18 protein-coding genes and 1 riboswitch are annotated in these 16,626 nt (G+C 64.6%); of the genes, 8 read left to right on the top strand and 10 right to left on the bottom strand.

The genetic code is table 11. The features are described 5' to 3' along the window. Positions 1-18: 18 nt before the first annotated feature. Both CH262_RS06240 and CH262_RS06235 read right to left on the bottom strand, forming a co-directional pair. Positions 19-810, bottom strand: a complete 792-nt coding sequence (locus tag CH262_RS06240; protein ID WP_032386110.1) for an amino acid ABC transporter ATP-binding protein — start codon at positions 808-810, stop codon at positions 19-21. Continuing rightward, a complete protein-coding gene (locus tag CH262_RS06235; RefSeq protein ID WP_032386109.1) occupies positions 807-1,763 on the bottom strand; it encodes an amino acid ABC transporter permease in 957 nt (318 codons plus the stop codon). The genes CH262_RS06240 and CH262_RS06235 overlap by 4 nt, the downstream gene beginning before the upstream one ends. A gap of 117 nt (positions 1,764-1,880) precedes the next feature. Further along, positions 1,881-1,974: riboswitch (SAM riboswitch) on the bottom strand. Positions 1,975-2,130: 156 nt separating this feature from the next. On the opposite strand from CH262_RS06235, the gene CH262_RS06230 reads away from it, so the two are divergent. From CH262_RS06230 to CH262_RS06215, 4 genes are all read left to right on the top strand, one after another. Beyond that, positions 2,131-2,532 carry a hypothetical protein gene (locus CH262_RS06230; RefSeq protein WP_032386108.1) on the top strand — a complete coding sequence of 134 codons (402 nt, stop codon included), beginning with the start codon at positions 2,131-2,133 and terminating at the stop codon, positions 2,530-2,532. A 127-nt stretch (positions 2,533-2,659) separates the two neighbouring features. After that, positions 2,660-3,001 (top strand): WhiB family transcriptional regulator, encoded by a 342-nt coding sequence (locus CH262_RS06225; RefSeq protein ID WP_371828174.1) that lies wholly within the window; start codon positions 2,660-2,662, stop codon positions 2,999-3,001. A 90-nt stretch (positions 3,002-3,091) separates the two neighbouring features. Then, positions 3,092-3,850: an HAD-IIA family hydrolase gene (locus tag CH262_RS06220; protein WP_068053998.1), complete on the top strand. Its 759-nt coding sequence runs from the start codon at positions 3,092-3,094 to the stop codon at positions 3,848-3,850. Beyond that, positions 3,850-4,923: an isochorismate synthase gene (locus tag CH262_RS06215; protein ID WP_032386107.1), complete on the top strand. Its 1,074-nt coding sequence runs from the start codon at positions 3,850-3,852 to the stop codon at positions 4,921-4,923. The genes CH262_RS06220 and CH262_RS06215 overlap by 1 nt, the downstream gene beginning before the upstream one ends. Before the next feature lie 5 nt (positions 4,924-4,928). Here the strand turns inward: CH262_RS06215 and CH262_RS06210 are convergent, their stop codons facing one another. From CH262_RS06210 to CH262_RS06195, 4 genes are read right to left on the bottom strand one after another with little or no spacing between them, the layout of a single operon-like run. Continuing rightward, complete coding sequence (locus tag CH262_RS06210; RefSeq protein ID WP_032386645.1) at positions 4,929-6,152, bottom strand: O-succinylhomoserine sulfhydrylase; 1,224 nt, start codon at positions 6,150-6,152, stop codon at positions 4,929-4,931. Further along, complete coding sequence (locus tag CH262_RS06205; RefSeq protein ID WP_032364957.1) at positions 6,149-6,562, bottom strand: rhodanese-like domain-containing protein; 414 nt, start codon at positions 6,560-6,562, stop codon at positions 6,149-6,151. The genes CH262_RS06210 and CH262_RS06205 overlap by 4 nt, the downstream gene beginning before the upstream one ends. A gap of 48 nt (positions 6,563-6,610) precedes the next feature. Then, on the bottom strand, positions 6,611-7,138 hold the full coding sequence (locus tag CH262_RS06200) for an Rv0361 family membrane protein (RefSeq protein ID WP_032364956.1): 528 nt from the start codon (positions 7,136-7,138) through the stop codon (positions 6,611-6,613). A gap of 34 nt (positions 7,139-7,172) precedes the next feature. Then, entirely contained in the window at positions 7,173-8,033 is an 861-nt protein-coding gene (locus CH262_RS06195; RefSeq protein WP_032386106.1) for a TauD/TfdA dioxygenase family protein, read from the bottom strand. 304 nt (positions 8,034-8,337) lie between these two features. Between CH262_RS06195 and CH262_RS06190 the strand changes: the two genes are divergently transcribed. Then, positions 8,338-9,723, top strand: a complete 1,386-nt coding sequence (locus CH262_RS06190; RefSeq protein ID WP_032364954.1) for an FAD-dependent oxidoreductase — start codon at positions 8,338-8,340, stop codon at positions 9,721-9,723. 71 nt (positions 9,724-9,794) lie between these two features. Here the strand turns inward: CH262_RS06190 and CH262_RS06185 are convergent, their stop codons facing one another. Continuing rightward, positions 9,795-10,664: an SMP-30/gluconolactonase/LRE family protein gene (locus tag CH262_RS06185; RefSeq protein ID WP_230591115.1), complete on the bottom strand. Its 870-nt coding sequence runs from the start codon at positions 10,662-10,664 to the stop codon at positions 9,795-9,797. 55 nt (positions 10,665-10,719) lie between these two features. On the opposite strand from CH262_RS06185, the gene CH262_RS06180 reads away from it, so the two are divergent. Further along, a complete protein-coding gene (locus CH262_RS06180) occupies positions 10,720-11,466 on the top strand; it encodes an amidohydrolase family protein (RefSeq protein WP_032364983.1) in 747 nt (248 codons plus the stop codon). On the opposite strand, the gene CH262_RS06175 is transcribed toward CH262_RS06180, so the two are convergent. Next, positions 11,463-11,945 (bottom strand): DUF456 domain-containing protein, encoded by a 483-nt coding sequence (locus tag CH262_RS06175; protein WP_032371480.1) that lies wholly within the window; start codon positions 11,943-11,945, stop codon positions 11,463-11,465. The genes CH262_RS06180 and CH262_RS06175 overlap by 4 nt on opposite strands. Positions 11,946-11,987: 42 nt before the next feature. Between CH262_RS06175 and CH262_RS06170 the strand changes: the two genes are divergently transcribed. Continuing rightward, positions 11,988-12,683, top strand: coding sequence for a CPBP family intramembrane glutamic endopeptidase (locus CH262_RS06170; RefSeq protein ID WP_143547075.1), 696 nt, complete (start codon positions 11,988-11,990; stop codon positions 12,681-12,683). 10 nt (positions 12,684-12,693) lie between these two features. Here the strand turns inward: CH262_RS06170 and purT are convergent, their stop codons facing one another. Further along, positions 12,694-13,890, bottom strand: coding sequence for a formate-dependent phosphoribosylglycinamide formyltransferase (purT, locus tag CH262_RS06165; RefSeq protein WP_032386104.1), 1,197 nt, complete (start codon positions 13,888-13,890; stop codon positions 12,694-12,696). 95 nt (positions 13,891-13,985) lie between these two features. On the opposite strand from purT, the gene CH262_RS06160 reads away from it, so the two are divergent. After that, positions 13,986-15,062: a CaiB/BaiF CoA transferase family protein gene (locus tag CH262_RS06160; RefSeq protein WP_032386103.1), complete on the top strand. Its 1,077-nt coding sequence runs from the start codon at positions 13,986-13,988 to the stop codon at positions 15,060-15,062. Between the two features lie 68 nt (positions 15,063-15,130). Here the strand turns inward: CH262_RS06160 and yczR are convergent, their stop codons facing one another. Continuing rightward, complete coding sequence (yczR, locus tag CH262_RS06155) at positions 15,131-16,612, bottom strand: MocR-like transcription factor YczR (protein WP_032373687.1); 1,482 nt, start codon at positions 16,610-16,612, stop codon at positions 15,131-15,133. Between the last annotated feature and the right edge of the window lie 14 nt (positions 16,613-16,626).

The raw sequence follows: 16,626 nt of genomic DNA, 5'->3' as shown, positions 1-16,626 counted from the left end.
GTGAAGCATGAGTGAGAGCTAGAGAACGTGAGCGAGGAACGACTTGGTGCGTTCCTCCTGGGGTGAATCGAGAAGCTCTGCAGGAGAGCCTTGTTCGACGATGACGCCGCCATCCATGAAGACGACGGTGTCGGCGATCTCGCGGGCGAACCCGACCTCGTGCGTGACGATCACCAGGGTCGCACCATCGCGTGCCAGGCCGCGGATGACCTCGAGAACCTCTCCCACCAATTCGGGGTCGAGTGCTGACGTGGGCTCGTCGAACAGAATGACTGTGGGACGCAGGGCAAGTGCACGCGCGATGGCGACCCGCTGCTGCTGTCCGCCGGAGAGTCGTCGCGGATAATCATGGGCTTTCGCGTGCACCCCGACTCGTTCGAGGAGAGCCAGCGCCTCGGGTTCGACGTCGGAGCGCGTGCGCTTCTGCGCCGAGATCGGGGCTTCGATGACATTCTCGAGGACCGTCAGGTGAGGAAACAGATTGAAGTTCTGAAACACGAAACCGATCTGGGAACGCTGCCGCAGAATCTCCTTGTTGCTGAGTTCGTGCAGTTTGTTGCCTTTGCGCCGATATCCCACCAGATCACCGTCGATCCGGACGGTGCCCTGGTCCACCTTCTCCAGATGGTTCAGAGCGCGCAGCAGGGTCGACTTGCCCGAACCCGAGGGGCCGATAATCGCGGTCACCTCACCGGGACGTACGAGGAGGTCGACGCCTTTGAGCACCTCGAGCCCGCCGTAGGACTTGTGGACGCCGCGCACCTCGACCGCGTATCTCGTTGCGGCAGTGGAGGCATCGCGAGTGGTCATCGGGTTGCCCCTCTCGGCGCGAAGGTGACGTTGGAGAGCTTGTGGCGAATCTGCTGGATCGGCGTCAGCGGAATGTTGCGTACCGCGCCCTTGGCGTAGTGCCGCTCGACGTAGAACTGCACGATCGACATCACCGACGTCAGAATGATGTACCAGACGGTCGCGACCATGAGCAGCGGAACCACGCGCCCGTTGCGTCCGTATATGACTTGCACCTGATAGAACAATTCGGCAATGGCCATCACCGACACGATCGACGTGCCTTTGAACAGACTGATCACTTCGTTGGCCGCGTTGGGGAGAATCCCTCGCATCGCCTGCGGCAGAACGATCTTGAAGAACTCCCGCCTCTTCGGAATACCCAGCGCTGCTGCGGCTTCGAGTTGCCCCTGGTCCACGGAGATGATGCCGGCCCGAACGATCTCGGCGGAGTAGGCCGCTTGGTGCAGGGCCAGGCCGATGATGGCCGCCGTCGATCCACTGATGACGTTGTTGACGTCGAACTGAAAGAAGCTGGGACCGAACGGAATTCCCAAAGACAGAGTCTGGTACAGGTACGCAATATTGAACCAGAACAGAAGCTGCACGATCAACGGGATGGAACGGAAGGCCCAGATGTAGAACCAGGAAATAACCTGCAGCACAGGATTGTCGGACAGCCGGGCCACCGCCAGGCCGATACCGATGGCGAAACCGATCAGCGTTCCCCAGAAGGTGAGCTGGATGGTCAACCACAGCGCCGACATCACCGATGCTGCAGTGAAGTACTGCGCGAAGGTGCCCCAATCCCAGCCGGGGTTGGTGACGAAGCCGTGCAGGAACTGACCGACCACGATCAGCGTTGCGACCGCGATCACCCAGCGCCACGGGTGCCACGTGCGTGCAACGACGAGCTGTTCGTCGGGAATGTCGTCGGTCGTATCCGCAACGGGTCGAGAGTCGAGTTGAGTCACCGGAACCGCCGGGGCGGATGGGCAGCGATCATCGCTGGGTTGCCTTTCGAAGATTTTGTGCTGTGAGTACGCCGATCGGTCAAGCGTGCGTACAGATGCAGATGTTCATCGGTCGTGCCTCCATCGGTCCTGGCGGTAGCACCCACACGCCGTAAGGCGGGGTTGCTGCGACGTCATCGAGCCAAGGTCTCTCGGTCGCTCTGGATGGTGACAGGAACGTACAGAACAATCTATCGAAGCGTCAAGTGCACGTGCGCATTCGGTTACAATCACGATGATTTCAACCCTTGCCACCGGCGCAACCGCCCCCGGGTTGGATCTGTAGAGGGTCGGCGAACTCCACCACCCTCGTGCGAGAATTCGACCCATGCACGTGTGGAAAGCCAGGATCGGTGGCGATGGCTTTCGAAAAACGCCGCGCTATCGGCAGCTGAACGCAGCGAGTGTCGTCTTTCTCGGTTCGCTGGTCGTGATCGGCACATTCGAGGCAGTCGACACGTCCGATTCGATACGTCTGGCCACTCACAGCGCCATCCTCGTGGCGATCGCAGCCGCAATTCTGTACGCGCTCAGGCGAACTGACCGAAAGCCGACGTGGCTTCTTCCCCGTACGACACTGATTCTGTTCGGTCTCGGCAGTCTCGTGTGTGTCGTCGCAGGCGACTATCTCCCTGCTGTGGTCGCCGCGATCCAGGCTGTGATCCTTCCGCTGTTCATGCTGGACGACCGAGTGAACGCCCTCTATCGGTACAGCCCCGACGTGTCCTGAACCGCGACCTCGAATCACCCTGATTCCAACCCTTGCCTCGCGCCCGCGACGCGGCGAGAGTTCCTGGCGAATGGCCTTGTGCGGGAGCAGTCTCGCGCAGCGTCGACGAAAGGAATGGGTCGCCACGATGCCGAACGAATCTGCCCCGTCGAAGAACACCGCAATCGCCATGATCGAACGCAGGATTTCCTCGTCCACCGCCGAATCCTGGGACTGGCAGCTCGACGCACTGTGCCGGGGTCAGGACTCGGAGATCTTCTTCTCCCCCTCTGGTGAGGGGCGAACGGCGCGTCGCCAACGCGAGGATCGCGCCAAGCAGGTGTGCGCAGGCTGCGGAGTGCTCGACGCCTGCAAGCGGTTCGCGTTGGCAGCCAACGAACCGTTCGGAGTGTGGGGCGGCATGACGGCCCGCGAACGGCTGGTGCATCGGGCCAACTCGCGACGCGACCACGAGCGGCGGGCGAGTTAGGCCACGTCGAGAAGATGGTCCCCAGCTCGCCGGATGGTCCACAATGGAGGGGTGACCGATATCGAGAAGCCCCTGCCGTGGACGTACCTGATGGACATGGACGGAGTTCTGGTCCACGAGGATCACCTGATCCCCGGTGCCGACACGTTCCTTGCCGAGCTGCAGGCCAACGAGATCCCGTTCATCGTGTTGACGAACAATTCGATCCGCACCCCACGTGACCTGCGCGCACGTCTCGCATTCACCGGCTTGGACATTCCGGAGAAGTCGATCTGGACCTCGGCTCTCGCCACCGCCACCTTCCTCGGCAATCAGCGGCCCGGCGGCAGTGCGTATGTCGTCGGCGAGTCCGGTCTGACCACCGCGCTGCACGACATCGGTTACACCCTCACCGACTCCAGCCCCGACTACGTGGTGCTCGGGGAGACCCGAACGTACTCGTTCGAGGCCATCACCACCGCCATTCGTCTCGTCGAGAAGGGTTCACGCTTCATCGCCACCAACCCCGACGCGACCGGTCCGTCGCGCGAGGGTTCGCTGCCCGCGACCGGTTCGGTCGCCGCACTCATCACCAAGGCGACGGGCAAGGAGCCGTACTACGTGGGCAAGCCCAACGCGTTGATGATGCGTTCGGCTCTACGCGCCATCGGCGGGCACTCCGAGAACACTCTGATGATCGGCGACAGGATGGACACCGACGTGCTGTCCGGCCTCGAAGCCGGATTGCAGACCATTCTGGTGTTGACCGGCATTTCGACCGTGCAGTCCGTCGAGCAGTACCCGTACCGTCCGACGAAAGTGCTCGATTCCGTCGCAGACCTGGTGGGCCGCACACAGAACCCGTTCTGATGAAGCTCCGATTCGTTCTGTCTCGGCAGGATCATCACGTCGTCGGCTTGGGAGTGCAGCAACAGTTTCCGGACGTCGCCGACGCAGTCGCGGCGGTACAGCAAGGCCGAAACGTCGTCGGGGTATTGCCTTTCGACATGTCCGACGCGACCGCGCTGATCGAGCCGGCGGAGTTCTACCGACGCGCCGGTGCGTGGGCGGTACCGGATGCTCAGCCGCCACTTCCGTCCATCACCGTCGAACGCCAGATCCCCGAGCCGGACGTGCACGTCGAACGGGTACGCGAGGTCGTGCGGCGTGTGAAAGCCGGTGTCGCCGAGAAGATCGTGCTCGCACGAGCGATCGAATTGGCCGCCGAGTCGCCCATCGATCCGTCAGCGGTGTTGAGCGCGTTGGTGACTCGCGATCCGATGGGAAACGGATTTCTCGCAGACCTCTCGCCCACAGACGAGCCCGGCAGACATCTCGTCGGCGCAAGCCCCGAACTGCTGGTGCGCAAACGCGGGAACGTCGTCAGCTGCCATCCCTTCGCCGGGACGGCCGCGCGCTCCACCGATCCCGACGAGGACGCGCGTATCTCGGCGGCACTGGCGGCCAGCGCGAAAGACCAGGCCGAGCATCGCTTCGTCGTCGACGAGATCAAGGCAGCACTGGCGCCGTTCTGCGAGACGCTGGACGTACCCGCGACACCTCAGCTGAGCAGCACTCCGCAGCTGTGGCACCTGTCCACGCCGATCGTCGGCACGTTGGCCGACCCGTCGACGTCGGCCCTCGACCTCGCATTGGCGCTGCATCCCACCGCTGCCGTCGCCGGTGTTCCGCGCGCCGCCGCCATGCGAGCGATCACCGAGATCGAGGGATCCCGCGGCTTCTATGCCGGGGCGCTCGGATGGACCGACGGCAGCGGGGACGGTGAATGGATGGTCGCCATCCGGTGCATCGAACTCACCGCGGACGGCCTGTCCGGTACCGCCACAGCCGGCGGCGGCATCGTCGCCGACTCGGACCCCGACGCCGAGCTGGACGAAACCACGGCAAAGTTCAGAACGGTACTCAGCGTCTTCGAGAACTGACCCAGCTAGTTCAACGCCTGGTCCAGATCCCCGATCAGGTCCTCGGTGTCTTCGAGACCGATGGAGATCCGCACGACGCCATCGGTGATGCCCACTGCGGCACGACCTTCCGGCCCCATCGCGCGGTGCGTGGTGGTGGCCGGGTGGGTGATGAGCGTCTTGGAATCGCCGAGGTTGTTCGAGATGTCCACGATCTTCAGGCCGTCGAGCAGCTCGAAAGCACGCTGCTTGCCTGCGCCCTCGGGGGCATCGAGCTCGAACGTGACGACCGTGCCGCCGCCCGACATCTGCGACGTCGCCAGCTCGTACTGCGGATGTGATGGCAGGAACGGGTATTTGACCCACCGCACCGCCGAATGCCCTTCGAGGAACTCGGCTATCTGCAGCGCGGAGTTCACCGAATGCCGCACGCGCACCGGCATCGTCTCCAAGCCCTTGAGCAGTGTCCAGGCGTTGAACGGACTCAGCGCCGGGCCGGTGTGCCGCATCAGCGTCTGCACCGGACCGTCGATGTACTCCTTCGATCCCAGGATCGCACCGCCGAGTACCCGGCCCTGACCGTCGATGTGCTTGGTGCCGGAATACACCACCACATCGGCACCGAGTTCGAGACTGCGCTGCAGCAGAGGCGTCGCGAACACGTTGTCCAACACAACCGTTGCGCCGGCGGCGTGCGCCATCTCGGACACCCGCCTGACATCGACGAGCGACTGCATCGGATTGGACGGAGTCTCGAAGAACACCGCGGTCGTCGGCACCGACAGCGCCTGCTCCCACTGCTCGAGGTCCTCGCCGTCGACGAAGACGGTCTCGACGCCCCAGCGCGGCAGAATCTCGTTGCACACCACGAAGCAGGAACCGAAAAGGCTACGCGCAGCGACCAATCGATCGCCGGCCTTCAACAGTGCGCCGAGCGCGGTGAACACTGCCGACATTCCACTCGATGTGCCGAAGCACGCCTCGGCACCCTCGATCAGCCGCAGCCGCTCCTCGAACATCTTGACCGTCGGGTTGCCATAGCGCGAATAGACAAAATGATCGATGTCACCGGTGAACGCCCGCTCGGCGGCACCGGCACTCTCGTAGACGAAACCCGAAGTGAGATACAGCGCTTCGGCGTTCTCGTCGAAGCCCGATCGCATCAGACCGCCGCGAACTCCCAGCGTTCCCTGACCCACGCCGTCGGGTAGCGGCTTCTGAAAACCCCCGCCTCTGGGAATGTTCGTCACGACTGCCTCCAGGGCAACCCGACCGCACGCCACCCCACGGCACCGCGGTGGCCGTCGGCATCGGTGGCACCTTCGAAACCGTCGAGCACGTTGTAGGACGGGCCGATTCCCGCAGCCGTGGCCGCCTCGGCCGCACCGATGGATCGCTGACCGGAGCGGCACAGGAACACCACCGGCCGATCGCCGTCCACGCCTGCGGCTTTCAGCTCGTCGACGAAGTCGGTGTTGCGAGCGCCGTCGGGGTAGCTCACCCACTCGATCAGGTGGGTCGGGCGATCGATGCCGGAGGTGTCGGGTACGCCGACGTACTGCCACTCGGCATGGGTACGGACGTCGACGAGAACGGCATCGGGGTTGCTCTGCAACAACTCCCACGCCGCCTGCGGGGTTATGTCACCTGCGTAGGTCACTGGATCAGCCTTCCGTCACTTGCTGTTACGACATCACACGTGCCCGAATCACACATTGCACACCAACCAGGTGTCGTTCACCCGGACGAACTTCCATTCGTCGTCGGATCGCGCTCCGGATTTCTCTTCCTTCAGCGGTACCGTGACGACGCCGCGGTCGCCGTTGACCTCGTACCCCGTGGGCACTCCGTCGATCGACGTCTCGCCGTTGCGTTCCACGTCGCCTGCGCGGTCGGTGCGGTACTGGGCGTCGTCGCCGGGAATCAGGCGCTCGACCTGATCGGCGCACGTGTTCGCACGCAGCAGATCCGCGTCACCGGTGTTCTGTGCTTCGAGGAAACCGTCGACGGCGTCGGTGAGCAACTGCGCCTGTGTCACGTTGTCCTCCGCGGGGGCGAACTTGGACGCCGCGAAGATGCCGACGAGCAGCACGACGACGATGCCCGCAGCGATGATGAACGGCCACGCGGTGGGCGGACGCTGCTCACCGGAGTCGGCAGCCGCCTGGGACGCGTTGTTGCGCGCTTCCTCACGACTGTCGACCCACTGCTGCCTACGTTCACTCCACGACGCCATGTAGGCAATCTTCCTCGATCCGACGTGCCCGGAACTACCGGGGTCCGACGGGAATGTCGCCGCGCAACGTGATGCGGTGCATCTTGCGGTGCTCGGTACCGTAATCGCGGTTGGCGTAGTGCGAGGTGCTGCGGTTGTCCCACAGCACCAGATCACCCAGACGCCAACGGTGGCGCACGATGTGCTCGGGCTTGGTGAGGTGCGCGTACAGCAGATCCAGGATTCCGCGGCTCTCCGCCTCCGAGACGCCCACGATGTGGGAGGTGAAACCCGGATTGACGAACAACCCCTTGCGGCCGGTTTCCGGATGCACCCGCACGACGGGATGTTCGACGGGGACCAGCGCGGTCACTTCCTTGCCGTCCCACACGTTGCCCTTACCGCCGCGCTTCTGCGCGAGGTAGTAGCCGAACTCGCGGTTGCCGTCGTGAATTGCGGTGAGCCCGTCGATCATTCGGCGAACCGGCGCGGACAGGGACTCGTAGGCGAGTTGACTGTCGGCCCAGTTGGTGTCGCCGCCGTGCGGCGGTAGTACGACGGGCCGCAGGATCGACCCCATCGGTGGGCGCTCCATGAACGTCACGTCGGTGTGCCAGACGTCGGCGAATCCGTTGTCCTGACTGTCGAGGGCGTAGACCTCGGGGGCGACGTGACCACTGTCGTGCACGGGGTGTCCGGCGGTGAGGTCACCGAGTCGGCGGCCGAACTCGATGTGGCCTGCGTCGTCGATCGACTGACCTCGGAGCACGAGTACCTTGTGCTCGACGAGAGCTCGGCGGACGGCGTGGATCTGCGCATCGGAGGCCGACGCGACATCGAGGCCGATGACTTCGGCACCGAACGACGGGCCGAGCTTGTCGAGCGTGAGGGTGGCGGTCTGTTCCAGGGTGGTCATGTGTCCTCGAATCCGAGAGACAGCGGTGCGCCTACTGATCGCGGCACGGCCGTCGAGGGAGGGATCCCGTCCCGACGACATCGGGGAACAGGGATTGGGCGTCGGGTCAGGTCACCGACAACACATGTTGGTGCAGGTGCGACAGAAGTCGACGGTGAACCGTCGGACCAGGTATGTCGTCTGCACGGGTCAATTCCTACCGGAACCCGGGGAATACGGCAAGTTGCCCACTGCCCCAGCTCAGGTTGTCCTTAATTTATGCTGGGGTGTCCGCACTTCCCTCGAAGAAGGTAGCTCGCTGCACATGACTGATCAGACTCGTCCACTCCGCGTCGCCATCGTCGGTGCCGGACCGGCAGGCATCTACGCCGCCGACGCGCTCATGAAGTCCGACCACAATGTCAGCGGACCGGGCGTGAGCATCGACCTCTTCGAGCGGATGCCGGCCCCGTTCGGGCTCATTCGCTACGGCGTTGCCCCTGACCACCCACGCATCAAGGGCATCATCACCGCCCTGCACAAGGTGCTCGACAAGCCCCAGGTTCGCCTGCTCGGCAACATCGACTACGGCACCGACATCAACCTCGACGACCTACGTCGCTTCTACGACGCCGTCATCTTCTCCACCGGAGCCAACGCCGACCGCGCACTGAACATCCCCGGCATCGACCTCGACGGCAGCTACGGCGCCGCCGACTTCGTCTCCTGGTACGACGGCCACCCCGACGTCCCCCGCACCTGGCCCCTCGAAGCCGAGAAGGTCGCCGTCCTCGGCGTCGGCAACGTGGCCCTCGACGTCGCACGCGTGCTGGCCAAGACCGGCGACGAACTGCTGCCCACCGAAATCCCCGCCAACGTCTACGAGGGCCTCAAGGCCAACAAGGCCCTCGAGGTGCACGTCTTCGGCCGCCGCGGACCGGCTCAGGCCAAGTTCACCCCGCTCGAACTGCGCGAGCTCGACCATTCGCCGAACATCGAGGTCATCGTCGCCCCCGAGGACATCGACTACGACGAGGGCTCCGAGCAGGCTCGCCGCAGCTCCAAGCAGATCGACATGGTCGCCAACACCCTGCAGGACTGGGCCATCCGCGACGTCGGCGCTCGCCCGCACAAGCTGTTCCTGCACTTCTTCGAGTCCCCGCACGAGGTACTCGGCGAGGACGGCAAGGTCGTCGGTCTACGTACCGAACGCACCGAACTCGACGGCACCGGCAACGTCCGCGGCACCGGAAAGTACAACGACTGGGACGTCCAGGCCGTCTACCGCGCCGTGGGCTACCTCAGCCAGAACATCAGCCAGCTCCCGTTCGACGAGCAGGCAGGCACCATCCCCAACGAGGCCGGACGCGTCGTCGAATCGCCGCACTCCACCACGCCCGTTCCCGCCACGTACGTCACCGGCTGGATCAAGCGCGGACCCGTCGGCCTCATCGGTCACACCAAGGGCGACGCCAACGAAACAGTCGCGAACCTGCTCGAGGATGCGCCGAGCTTCGCCGGTGCGGCCGAGCCGGACCTCGATGCCGTCACCTCGTTCCTCGAAGGCAAGCAGGTTCCGTTCACCACCTGGGACGGCTGGTACCGCCTCGACGCCCACGAACGCTCCCTCGGCGAAGAAGAAGGCCGCGAGCGCGTCAAGGTCGTCGAGCGTGAGGACATGCTGAAGGCCTCCGAGCCCGACAAGGCGTAGAGCGGCTGGCGCCGCATGTGAGTGGAAACGCGTAGCAGGCTACGAGTTTCCACTCACATGCGCGAAGCGCTCTACACCCGAACCGCCAGCAGCTTTCCCTCGGTTTCGATCTTGCGTTGATGCTCGTTGAAATCGGGTGCAGCGCAAACGAACAGCGTGCGGCCGTCGGATCCGCCGAGTCCACACGCGAACACGCCGAGATCGAAGTCGAGCTGCTCGAGAACCTCTCCGCCCGGCGCGACGTGCAACACGCGCTGACCGAGTGCGTCGGCGATCCACATCGTTCCGTCGGTGTCGATGCAGCAGCCGTCGGCTGCCACCTTCACCTCACTCATGGCCGTTGCCATATCCGTCGACGACGGCAGCTCACCGAACGTCGCCCAGTCGCGCCGCTCCCCCAGTGATCCGTCCTCGGCGATGTCGAACGCACTGACCCGGTTCCCGACCGTCTCGTCGACGAGCAGTTCACCGGAATCGGTGAACGCCATTCCGTTAGGGAAGTACAGATCCGAGGCCACGACGTGCGCGGACCCGTCCGGATCGACGCGAATCAGGTCGGCCGTCTCGACGGGAGCGAAGTTCATCAGGTCGAATCCGAAATTGCCGATGTACGCGCGTCCCTGCGCGTCGACGAGCATGTCGTTGAGGTTCGCCTTCACGTACGTCGACAGATCGGCATGGACGGTCAGCGAACCATCGTGCTCGCGTAGTAGCAGTTTGTAATCGCGCATCGAGATGATCAGCAACCGCCCGTCGGGTAACCAGCCCAGGCCCGACGGCTGATTGGGCACCTCGGCCTCGACTCGCACGTCGGAACCGTCCTCGAGGGCGGATACGACGCGATGACTGTAGAAGTCCGATACCCAGATCCTCCCGTCGTGCCAGCGTGGACATTCGAAATACGTGTATCCGTCGAGAACGACGGTGGTCTCCGGTTTCATATTTCGCATTCAAACACCGGGCCAGGTCGCCGCGACGGCGAATCGGCGAGCTGGCATGCTGGGACCCGTGTTCGACGCCCACCTACACATCATCGACCCCAGATTTCCGCTGATCGAGAACCAGGGATACACGCCGGATCCGTACACCGTCTCGAACTATCTCTACGACGTCGACGGGCTCGGGATCACCGGCGGTGCCGTGGTCACCGCATCGTTCCAAGGCACCGATCAGAGCTATCTGTTGGCCGCACTGGAGACGCTCGGACGCGGCTGGGTGGGGGTGGCTCAGCTCGATCCGGAGTGCACGGACGAGGAGATCGTCGCCCTCGACGAGGCAGGCGTGCGGGCGATGCGATTCAACCTCAAACGCGGTGAAACCGACGTCGAGATGCTCACCACGCAGGCCCGACGCGTGCACGAACTGGTGGGCTGGCACGCCGAGCTGTACGTCGACGCGTCGTTGCTGCTCTCGCTCGAGCCGATCCTCGCGAAACTACCGGCGGTGAGCATCGACCATCTGGGACTGTCGACGCAGGGACTTCCCTATCTGTTGAACCTCGTCGACCGCGGAGTACGCGTCAAGGCAACGGGATTCGGCCGCGTGGACCTCGACATCGTCGATACCCTGCAGCAGATCCACCGCGTGAACCCGGAGGCACTGCTGTTCGGCACCGACCTGCCCGGTACGCGAGCCCCACGGCCGTTCTCCGAGACCGACATCGACATCATCTCCGGGGCCGTCGGCGGCGACCTCCCCGCTGTGCTCGACGGTAATGCCCGGGCCTGGTATCGGGTCCCCTAGATCAATACTGCTCCCCCGAGCCACACGGCCGAGGCGAGCAACGCGCCGAACAGCTCCACCAGGATCGACAGCCCGGCCGCCTTGGTCGCATGCACGGTCGATCGCCAGGCCTCGGAATGGTTGCGGTGCCTGGGTAGTTCGGCCACGTAGACGCCTGCGATGAAACCGATGAACAGGCCCACCACGGGAATGACGAAGAAGCCGACGATGCCGAGCAGGCCGCCGACGATCAGCGACCGCATCGGCACGCCGGCCTCGCGCATCCGGCGGCCCGGCCAGGTGTACTTCACGACGCCGCTCAGAACCAGCAGCACCGTCGCGATGCCGAACACCGTCCACGCGGCCGTGCCGCCGGTAACCCACGCCCACACCGCAACAGCCGCGAAGATCAAGATGGTGCCCGGCAGGACGGGCACGACGATGCCGACGAGTCCGACCAGAATCACCAGGCCGACCAGTATTTCTCCGAGAGCGCTCATGGTGGTCAAGTGTGCACGCCGATCGCCGGTAAGTTGACGCCTGTGCCCCGAACCGCGACTTTCGAACGTCCCGTTTCCGGCGGCGACGCCCTGCTGTCCATCGGCAGCCTGCTCATCGGGGCCATCGCTGTGGTGGCCGCGGTCGTGCTTCTCGTCGGTGTGTTCGACCTGAATTGGGTACTCGGCTACGCCATTCCGCTGGCGACGGCGGTGTTCGCAGTTGCCTTGTGGCAGTCGCTGAGTCGCCGCGGCTGGACGTGGAAGGATCTGCAGCTCACGTCGGGTCCACGATCGCTGTGGCACCTGCTGTGGGAAGTACCCGTCGCGTGGATCGCCGCCATGGGCGTCGGCATTGCACTCGCCGGCGCTGTCGACATAGCTCCCGCCTCCGATGCCGGCGGAAGCGCGTCGACTCTCGATGCACTCGACGTGGGTGTGGTCGCCGGCGCTCTCACCATCGCCTGCACCGTCCTGATCGCACCGGTACTCGAGGAAATCCTCTTCCGCCGGGTGATCTTCGGGTGGTTCGACACCCGAATACGATGGCAGATCGCAGTTCTCGGATCTGCGGTGTGCTTCGGGGCCGTCCACGTACTGCCCGCCATCGCGCTGATCATGGTCTGCATAGGCTCTGCTGCGGCCCTGCTGGTTCGACTGCACCGATCGTTGATTCCGGGCATCGCACTGCACACGATGAACAACGCCCTTGCTACCGCCGCCGTGGTGGCCTCAATCTAGACGGCGCGATCTAAACGGTCGGTCGTACCTTCCCTGCTGCCTCGCGAGCCCGAGCGCGAGCGGTCTCGATGTCCGACGCCGTCGACACCGCAACACCCATTCGCCGCCGGACGAAGCTGGCGGGCTTGCCGAACAGCCGGAGATCGGTTTCGGGAACCGCGAGGGCATCGGCGACGCCTTCGAACAAGATTCCGTCCGCATCGACACCGCCGTAGATGACCGCCGACGCTCCCGGCGAGAGCAGTGTCGTGTCGATGGGTAGCCCGAGAACGGCGCGGGCGTGCAGCTCGAACTCCGAGAACCGTTGCGTACGAAGCGTTACCAGGCCGGTGTCGTGCGGCCGGGGGCTGACCTCGGAGAAGTACACGTTGTCGCCCTGCACGAACAGCTCCACGCCGAACAGTCCCCGACCACCGAGTGCCGTCGTGATTCTCTCGGCCACTTCGCGTGCCGACGCGAGTGCCGCGTCGGACATCGGTTGCGGCTGCCAGGATTCGATGTAGTCGCCCGACTCCTGCAGATGACCGATCGGCTCGCAGAACGAAGTCCCGTTTGTCGCGCGCACGGTGAGAAGTGTTATCTCGTAATCGAAATCGACGAATCCCTCGACGATGACGCGGCCCAGATCGACTCGACCGCCCTTCAACGCGTAGTCCCACGCCGTCTCGACGTCGGCTTCGGTCCGTACCACCGACTGCCCCTTACCGGACGAGGACATCACCGGCTTGATGACGGCGGGGAAGCCTATGCGGGACAACGCTTGTCGGACCTCGTCCAACGAATCGGCAAACGCGTACGGCGAGGTGGGCAGACCGAGTTCCTCGGCCGCGAGCCGCCTGATTCCTTCGCGATTCATCGTCAATTGTGTTGCCCGCGCTGTGGGAATGACCACCGAGCGCCCTTTGGCCTCTACTTCGGCGAGCGCATCGGTGGCAATGGCTTCGATCTCCGGGACGACGAAGTCCGGCTGCTGAGCGTCGATCAGCGCCAGCAGCTCTTCGGGATTGCTCATGTCGATCGTGTACGCGTGATGCGCCACCTGATGGCCCGGGGCGTTGTCGTAACGGTCGACGGCAATCACCTCGACACCGAGGCGCTGGAACGCAATGATGACCTCTTTGCCCAGCTCACCTGCCCCGAGGAGCATGACCCGGGTGGCACCGGGGGTCAGTGGAGTACCGATGCGGACGGGATCTGGGGCGGTCACAGCCCCATTATCCACACCCACATCACTAGGACGCCCTAGTACACGTTAGTCTCCATTCACTATCGCAGCTGACGAGTCGGAACGAGGCAACAAACGTGGCTAACACTGGTGGACCGCTCGCAGGGCTCCGCGTCGTCGAACTCGCAGGGATCGGACCCGGCCCGCACGCCGCACTGCTGCTGGCCGACCTCGGCGCAGACGTCGTCCGCGTCCAGCGCGCCGGGCAGGTCTCTCCACACGACCACCAGCTGCGCAGCCGCACCATTGTCGAAGCGAACCTCAAGGACCCCGCCGACATCGAGAAGGTTCTCGGCCTCATCGAGCGCGCCGACGTACTGATCGAGGGGTTCCGCCCCGGTGTCACCGAGCGACTCGGCCTCGGGCCCGACGACGCCCTGCCCCGCAACCCGCGCCTGGTCTACGGTCGCATGACCGGCTGGGGGCAGGAAGGCCCCTGGGCACAGACCGCCGGCCACGACATCAACTACATCTCCGTCACGGGCGTCCTCAACGCCATCGGCCGCGACGGCGAACGACCGGTGCCACCGATGAACATGGTCGGCGATTTCGGCGGCGGATCGATGTTCCTCGTCTTCGGCATCATGGCGGCGCTCTACGAACGACAGAATTCGGGACAGGGACAGGTCGTCGACGCAGCCATGGTCGACGGCACCGCAGCACTGTCGCACATGATCTGGGCCTGGCGAGGCGTCGGAGCATGGAGCGACGACCGCGGCGTCAACCTGCTCGATACCGGCGCACCGTTCTACGACACGTACGAGACGTCGGACGGCAAGTACATGGCGGTCGGGTCCCTCGAACCACAGTTCTACGCTCAGCTCGTGACCGGTCTCGGCCTCGCCGATGCAGACCTACCGTCACAGATGGACAAGCCGCGCTGGCCGGAGCTGCGCGAGAAGTTCACCGCGACATTCCTGACCAAGACCCGCGACGAATGGGCGGCGATCTTCGACGGCACCGACGCCTGCGTCTCCCCCGTCCTCACCTTCGCCGAGGCCCCGAACCACCCACATATGAAGGACCGAGACTCGCTCATCGACATCGGCGGCGTGACGCAGCACCGTCCGGCACCGCGGTTCTCCCGCACCGAAAACGGAGTCCCGACGCCACCGCCGTCCACGGCGACCGACATCGCATCCGTCTGGGCCTGACCGTTGCGCCGAACTCGAAGTTATGGACGCTTTTCGGCTGATTCTCGTCCATAACTTCGAGCTCGCGGTCAGAACACCAGGGCCGGCTGTTCGGATTCGACGCTCGGTGCCAAGGCTCGATACGCCGCGGCAGTGGCCGCAACCGCAGCCCGAAGCTCCTGCGGCTCACGGGTGTACGGCAGCCGAAGGTAGCGCTCGAACGCACCCTCGACCCCGAACCGTGGGCCCGCGGCCAACACTGCCCCGAACGCAGGCGCAGTAGCGGCGAGCGCACTCGACACCGGAGCGGGTAGCTGAAGCCACAGCGACATCCCGCCCTCCGAGCGCCGGTACTTCCACTCCGGAACATGTTCGGCCAGAGCATCTTCGAGCACATCTCGACGCTCGCGCAGCTGGGATCGACGGACCTCCAGAGCAGGTTCGGCATCCTGCAGCAGGAACGACGACGCCAGTTGATCGACGATCGAGGTACCGAGGTCGTGTGCTGCTCGCGAGCCGGCGAGCTGCGACACGAGCGATGGATGCGCTCTGATCCATCCGATGCGCAGACCGCCCCAGAACGACTTGGACGCCGAACCGATCGTGACGATGTCCGATCCCGACACCCGCCCGAACGATGCGACCGGTGGCGGCGGTGGCGCGTCGAGCCACAGGTCCACCATGGTTTCGTCGACAATGAGCGTCATTCGGGTGTCTCGGGTGATGCGCGCGAGCTCGGCGCGCCCCTCCGCGTCGAGCACCTGACCGGTGGGATTGTGGAAGTCCGGAATCAAGTACGCGACCTTGGCGGCGGTTTGCCTTGCCGCGCTGCGGATTCCGTCCAGATCCCAATCGCCCTCGACCGGACGCACCGGCACCGGTACGGGCCGGGCACCGACGCGCCTGATGGCCTCGAGTGCGTTGGGGTACGTCGGGTGATCGATCAGGACGCGGTCGCCGGGCGAGGTCAGCGTGCCCAGTAGCAACCGAACCGCTTGCTGCGCACCCGAAGTGACCATGATCTGATCGGCGGTGGTGGGCAACCCACGTTCGACGAAACGCTGCGCGATGGCCTCCCGCAACACAGCGAGTCCGATGGGCTCCATACCGTGAGTGGGCAGATACGTCGGAAGTGCTTGCAGCGCAGATTCGTACGCTGCTGTCATCGTTCCGTCGGCCGCCGACATGGCCGCATGACTCATGTCCACCACCGGACCCGACGGCGACGTCGACTGAATCAACATGCCGTTTGGGGTCGGCGCAGCAGGCAACGCCACGGTGCTGCGCGATCCCTGCTTGCTGATGAGATAGCCCTCGTCGCGCAGCACCGAATACGACGAGGTGATCGTGGTGCGACTCAGGTCGAGAGCAGCCGACAGATCGCGTTCGCTCGGCAACCCGACACCCAACGGGATGCGGCCGTCGTGAATGAGCAGTCGAACTCCGTCCGCGAGAGCCCTGTACGTGGGACGGGAGGCCTTGCGCCTGCCGGATCCATCGGCCGACGCGTCGCCGCGCCAGCTTCCGAGATCTCGTGCCAGCGACGTTGCATTGAGCACTCTGGAGGCCATACAGCCCATATTCA

This window comes from Rhodococcus sp. 05-2255-1e, assembly GCF_002259025.1.
GTDB lineage: Bacteria > Actinomycetota > Actinomycetes > Mycobacteriales > Mycobacteriaceae > Rhodococcoides > Rhodococcoides fascians.
Note: the sequence above shows the minus strand (reverse complement) of the source record. Positions and strands in the feature narration are given on the sequence as shown.

What these genes read in the sequence shown, in the direction of transcription:
- CH262_RS06240 (WP_032386110.1), bottom strand. Translation starts at nt 810, where the DNA reads ATGACCACTCGCGATGCCTCCACTGCCGCAACGAGATACGCGGTCGAG.
- CH262_RS06230 (WP_032386108.1), top strand. Translation starts at nt 2,131, where the DNA reads ATGCACGTGTGGAAAGCCAGGATCGGTGGCGATGGCTTTCGAAAAACG.
- CH262_RS06225 (WP_371828174.1), top strand. Translation starts at nt 2,660, where the DNA reads ATGCCGAACGAATCTGCCCCGTCGAAGAACACCGCAATCGCCATGATC.
- CH262_RS06220 (WP_068053998.1), top strand. Translation starts at nt 3,092, where the DNA reads ATGGACATGGACGGAGTTCTGGTCCACGAGGATCACCTGATCCCCGGT.
- CH262_RS06215 (WP_032386107.1), top strand. Translation starts at nt 3,850, where the DNA reads ATGAAGCTCCGATTCGTTCTGTCTCGGCAGGATCATCACGTCGTCGGC.
- CH262_RS06200 (WP_032364956.1), bottom strand. Translation starts at nt 7,138, where the DNA reads ATGGCGTCGTGGAGTGAACGTAGGCAGCAGTGGGTCGACAGTCGTGAG.
- CH262_RS06195 (WP_032386106.1), bottom strand. Translation starts at nt 8,033, where the DNA reads ATGACCACCCTGGAACAGACCGCCACCCTCACGCTCGACAAGCTCGGC.
- CH262_RS06190 (WP_032364954.1), top strand. Translation starts at nt 8,338, where the DNA reads ATGACTGATCAGACTCGTCCACTCCGCGTCGCCATCGTCGGTGCCGGA.
- CH262_RS06185 (WP_230591115.1), bottom strand. Translation starts at nt 10,664, where the DNA reads ATGAAACCGGAGACCACCGTCGTTCTCGACGGATACACGTATTTCGAA.
- CH262_RS06180 (WP_032364983.1), top strand. Translation starts at nt 10,720, where the DNA reads ATGCTGGGACCCGTGTTCGACGCCCACCTACACATCATCGACCCCAGA.
- CH262_RS06175 (WP_032371480.1), bottom strand. Translation starts at nt 11,945, where the DNA reads ATGAGCGCTCTCGGAGAAATACTGGTCGGCCTGGTGATTCTGGTCGGA.
- yczR (WP_032373687.1), bottom strand. Translation starts at nt 16,612, where the DNA reads ATGGCCTCCAGAGTGCTCAATGCAACGTCGCTGGCACGAGATCTCGGA.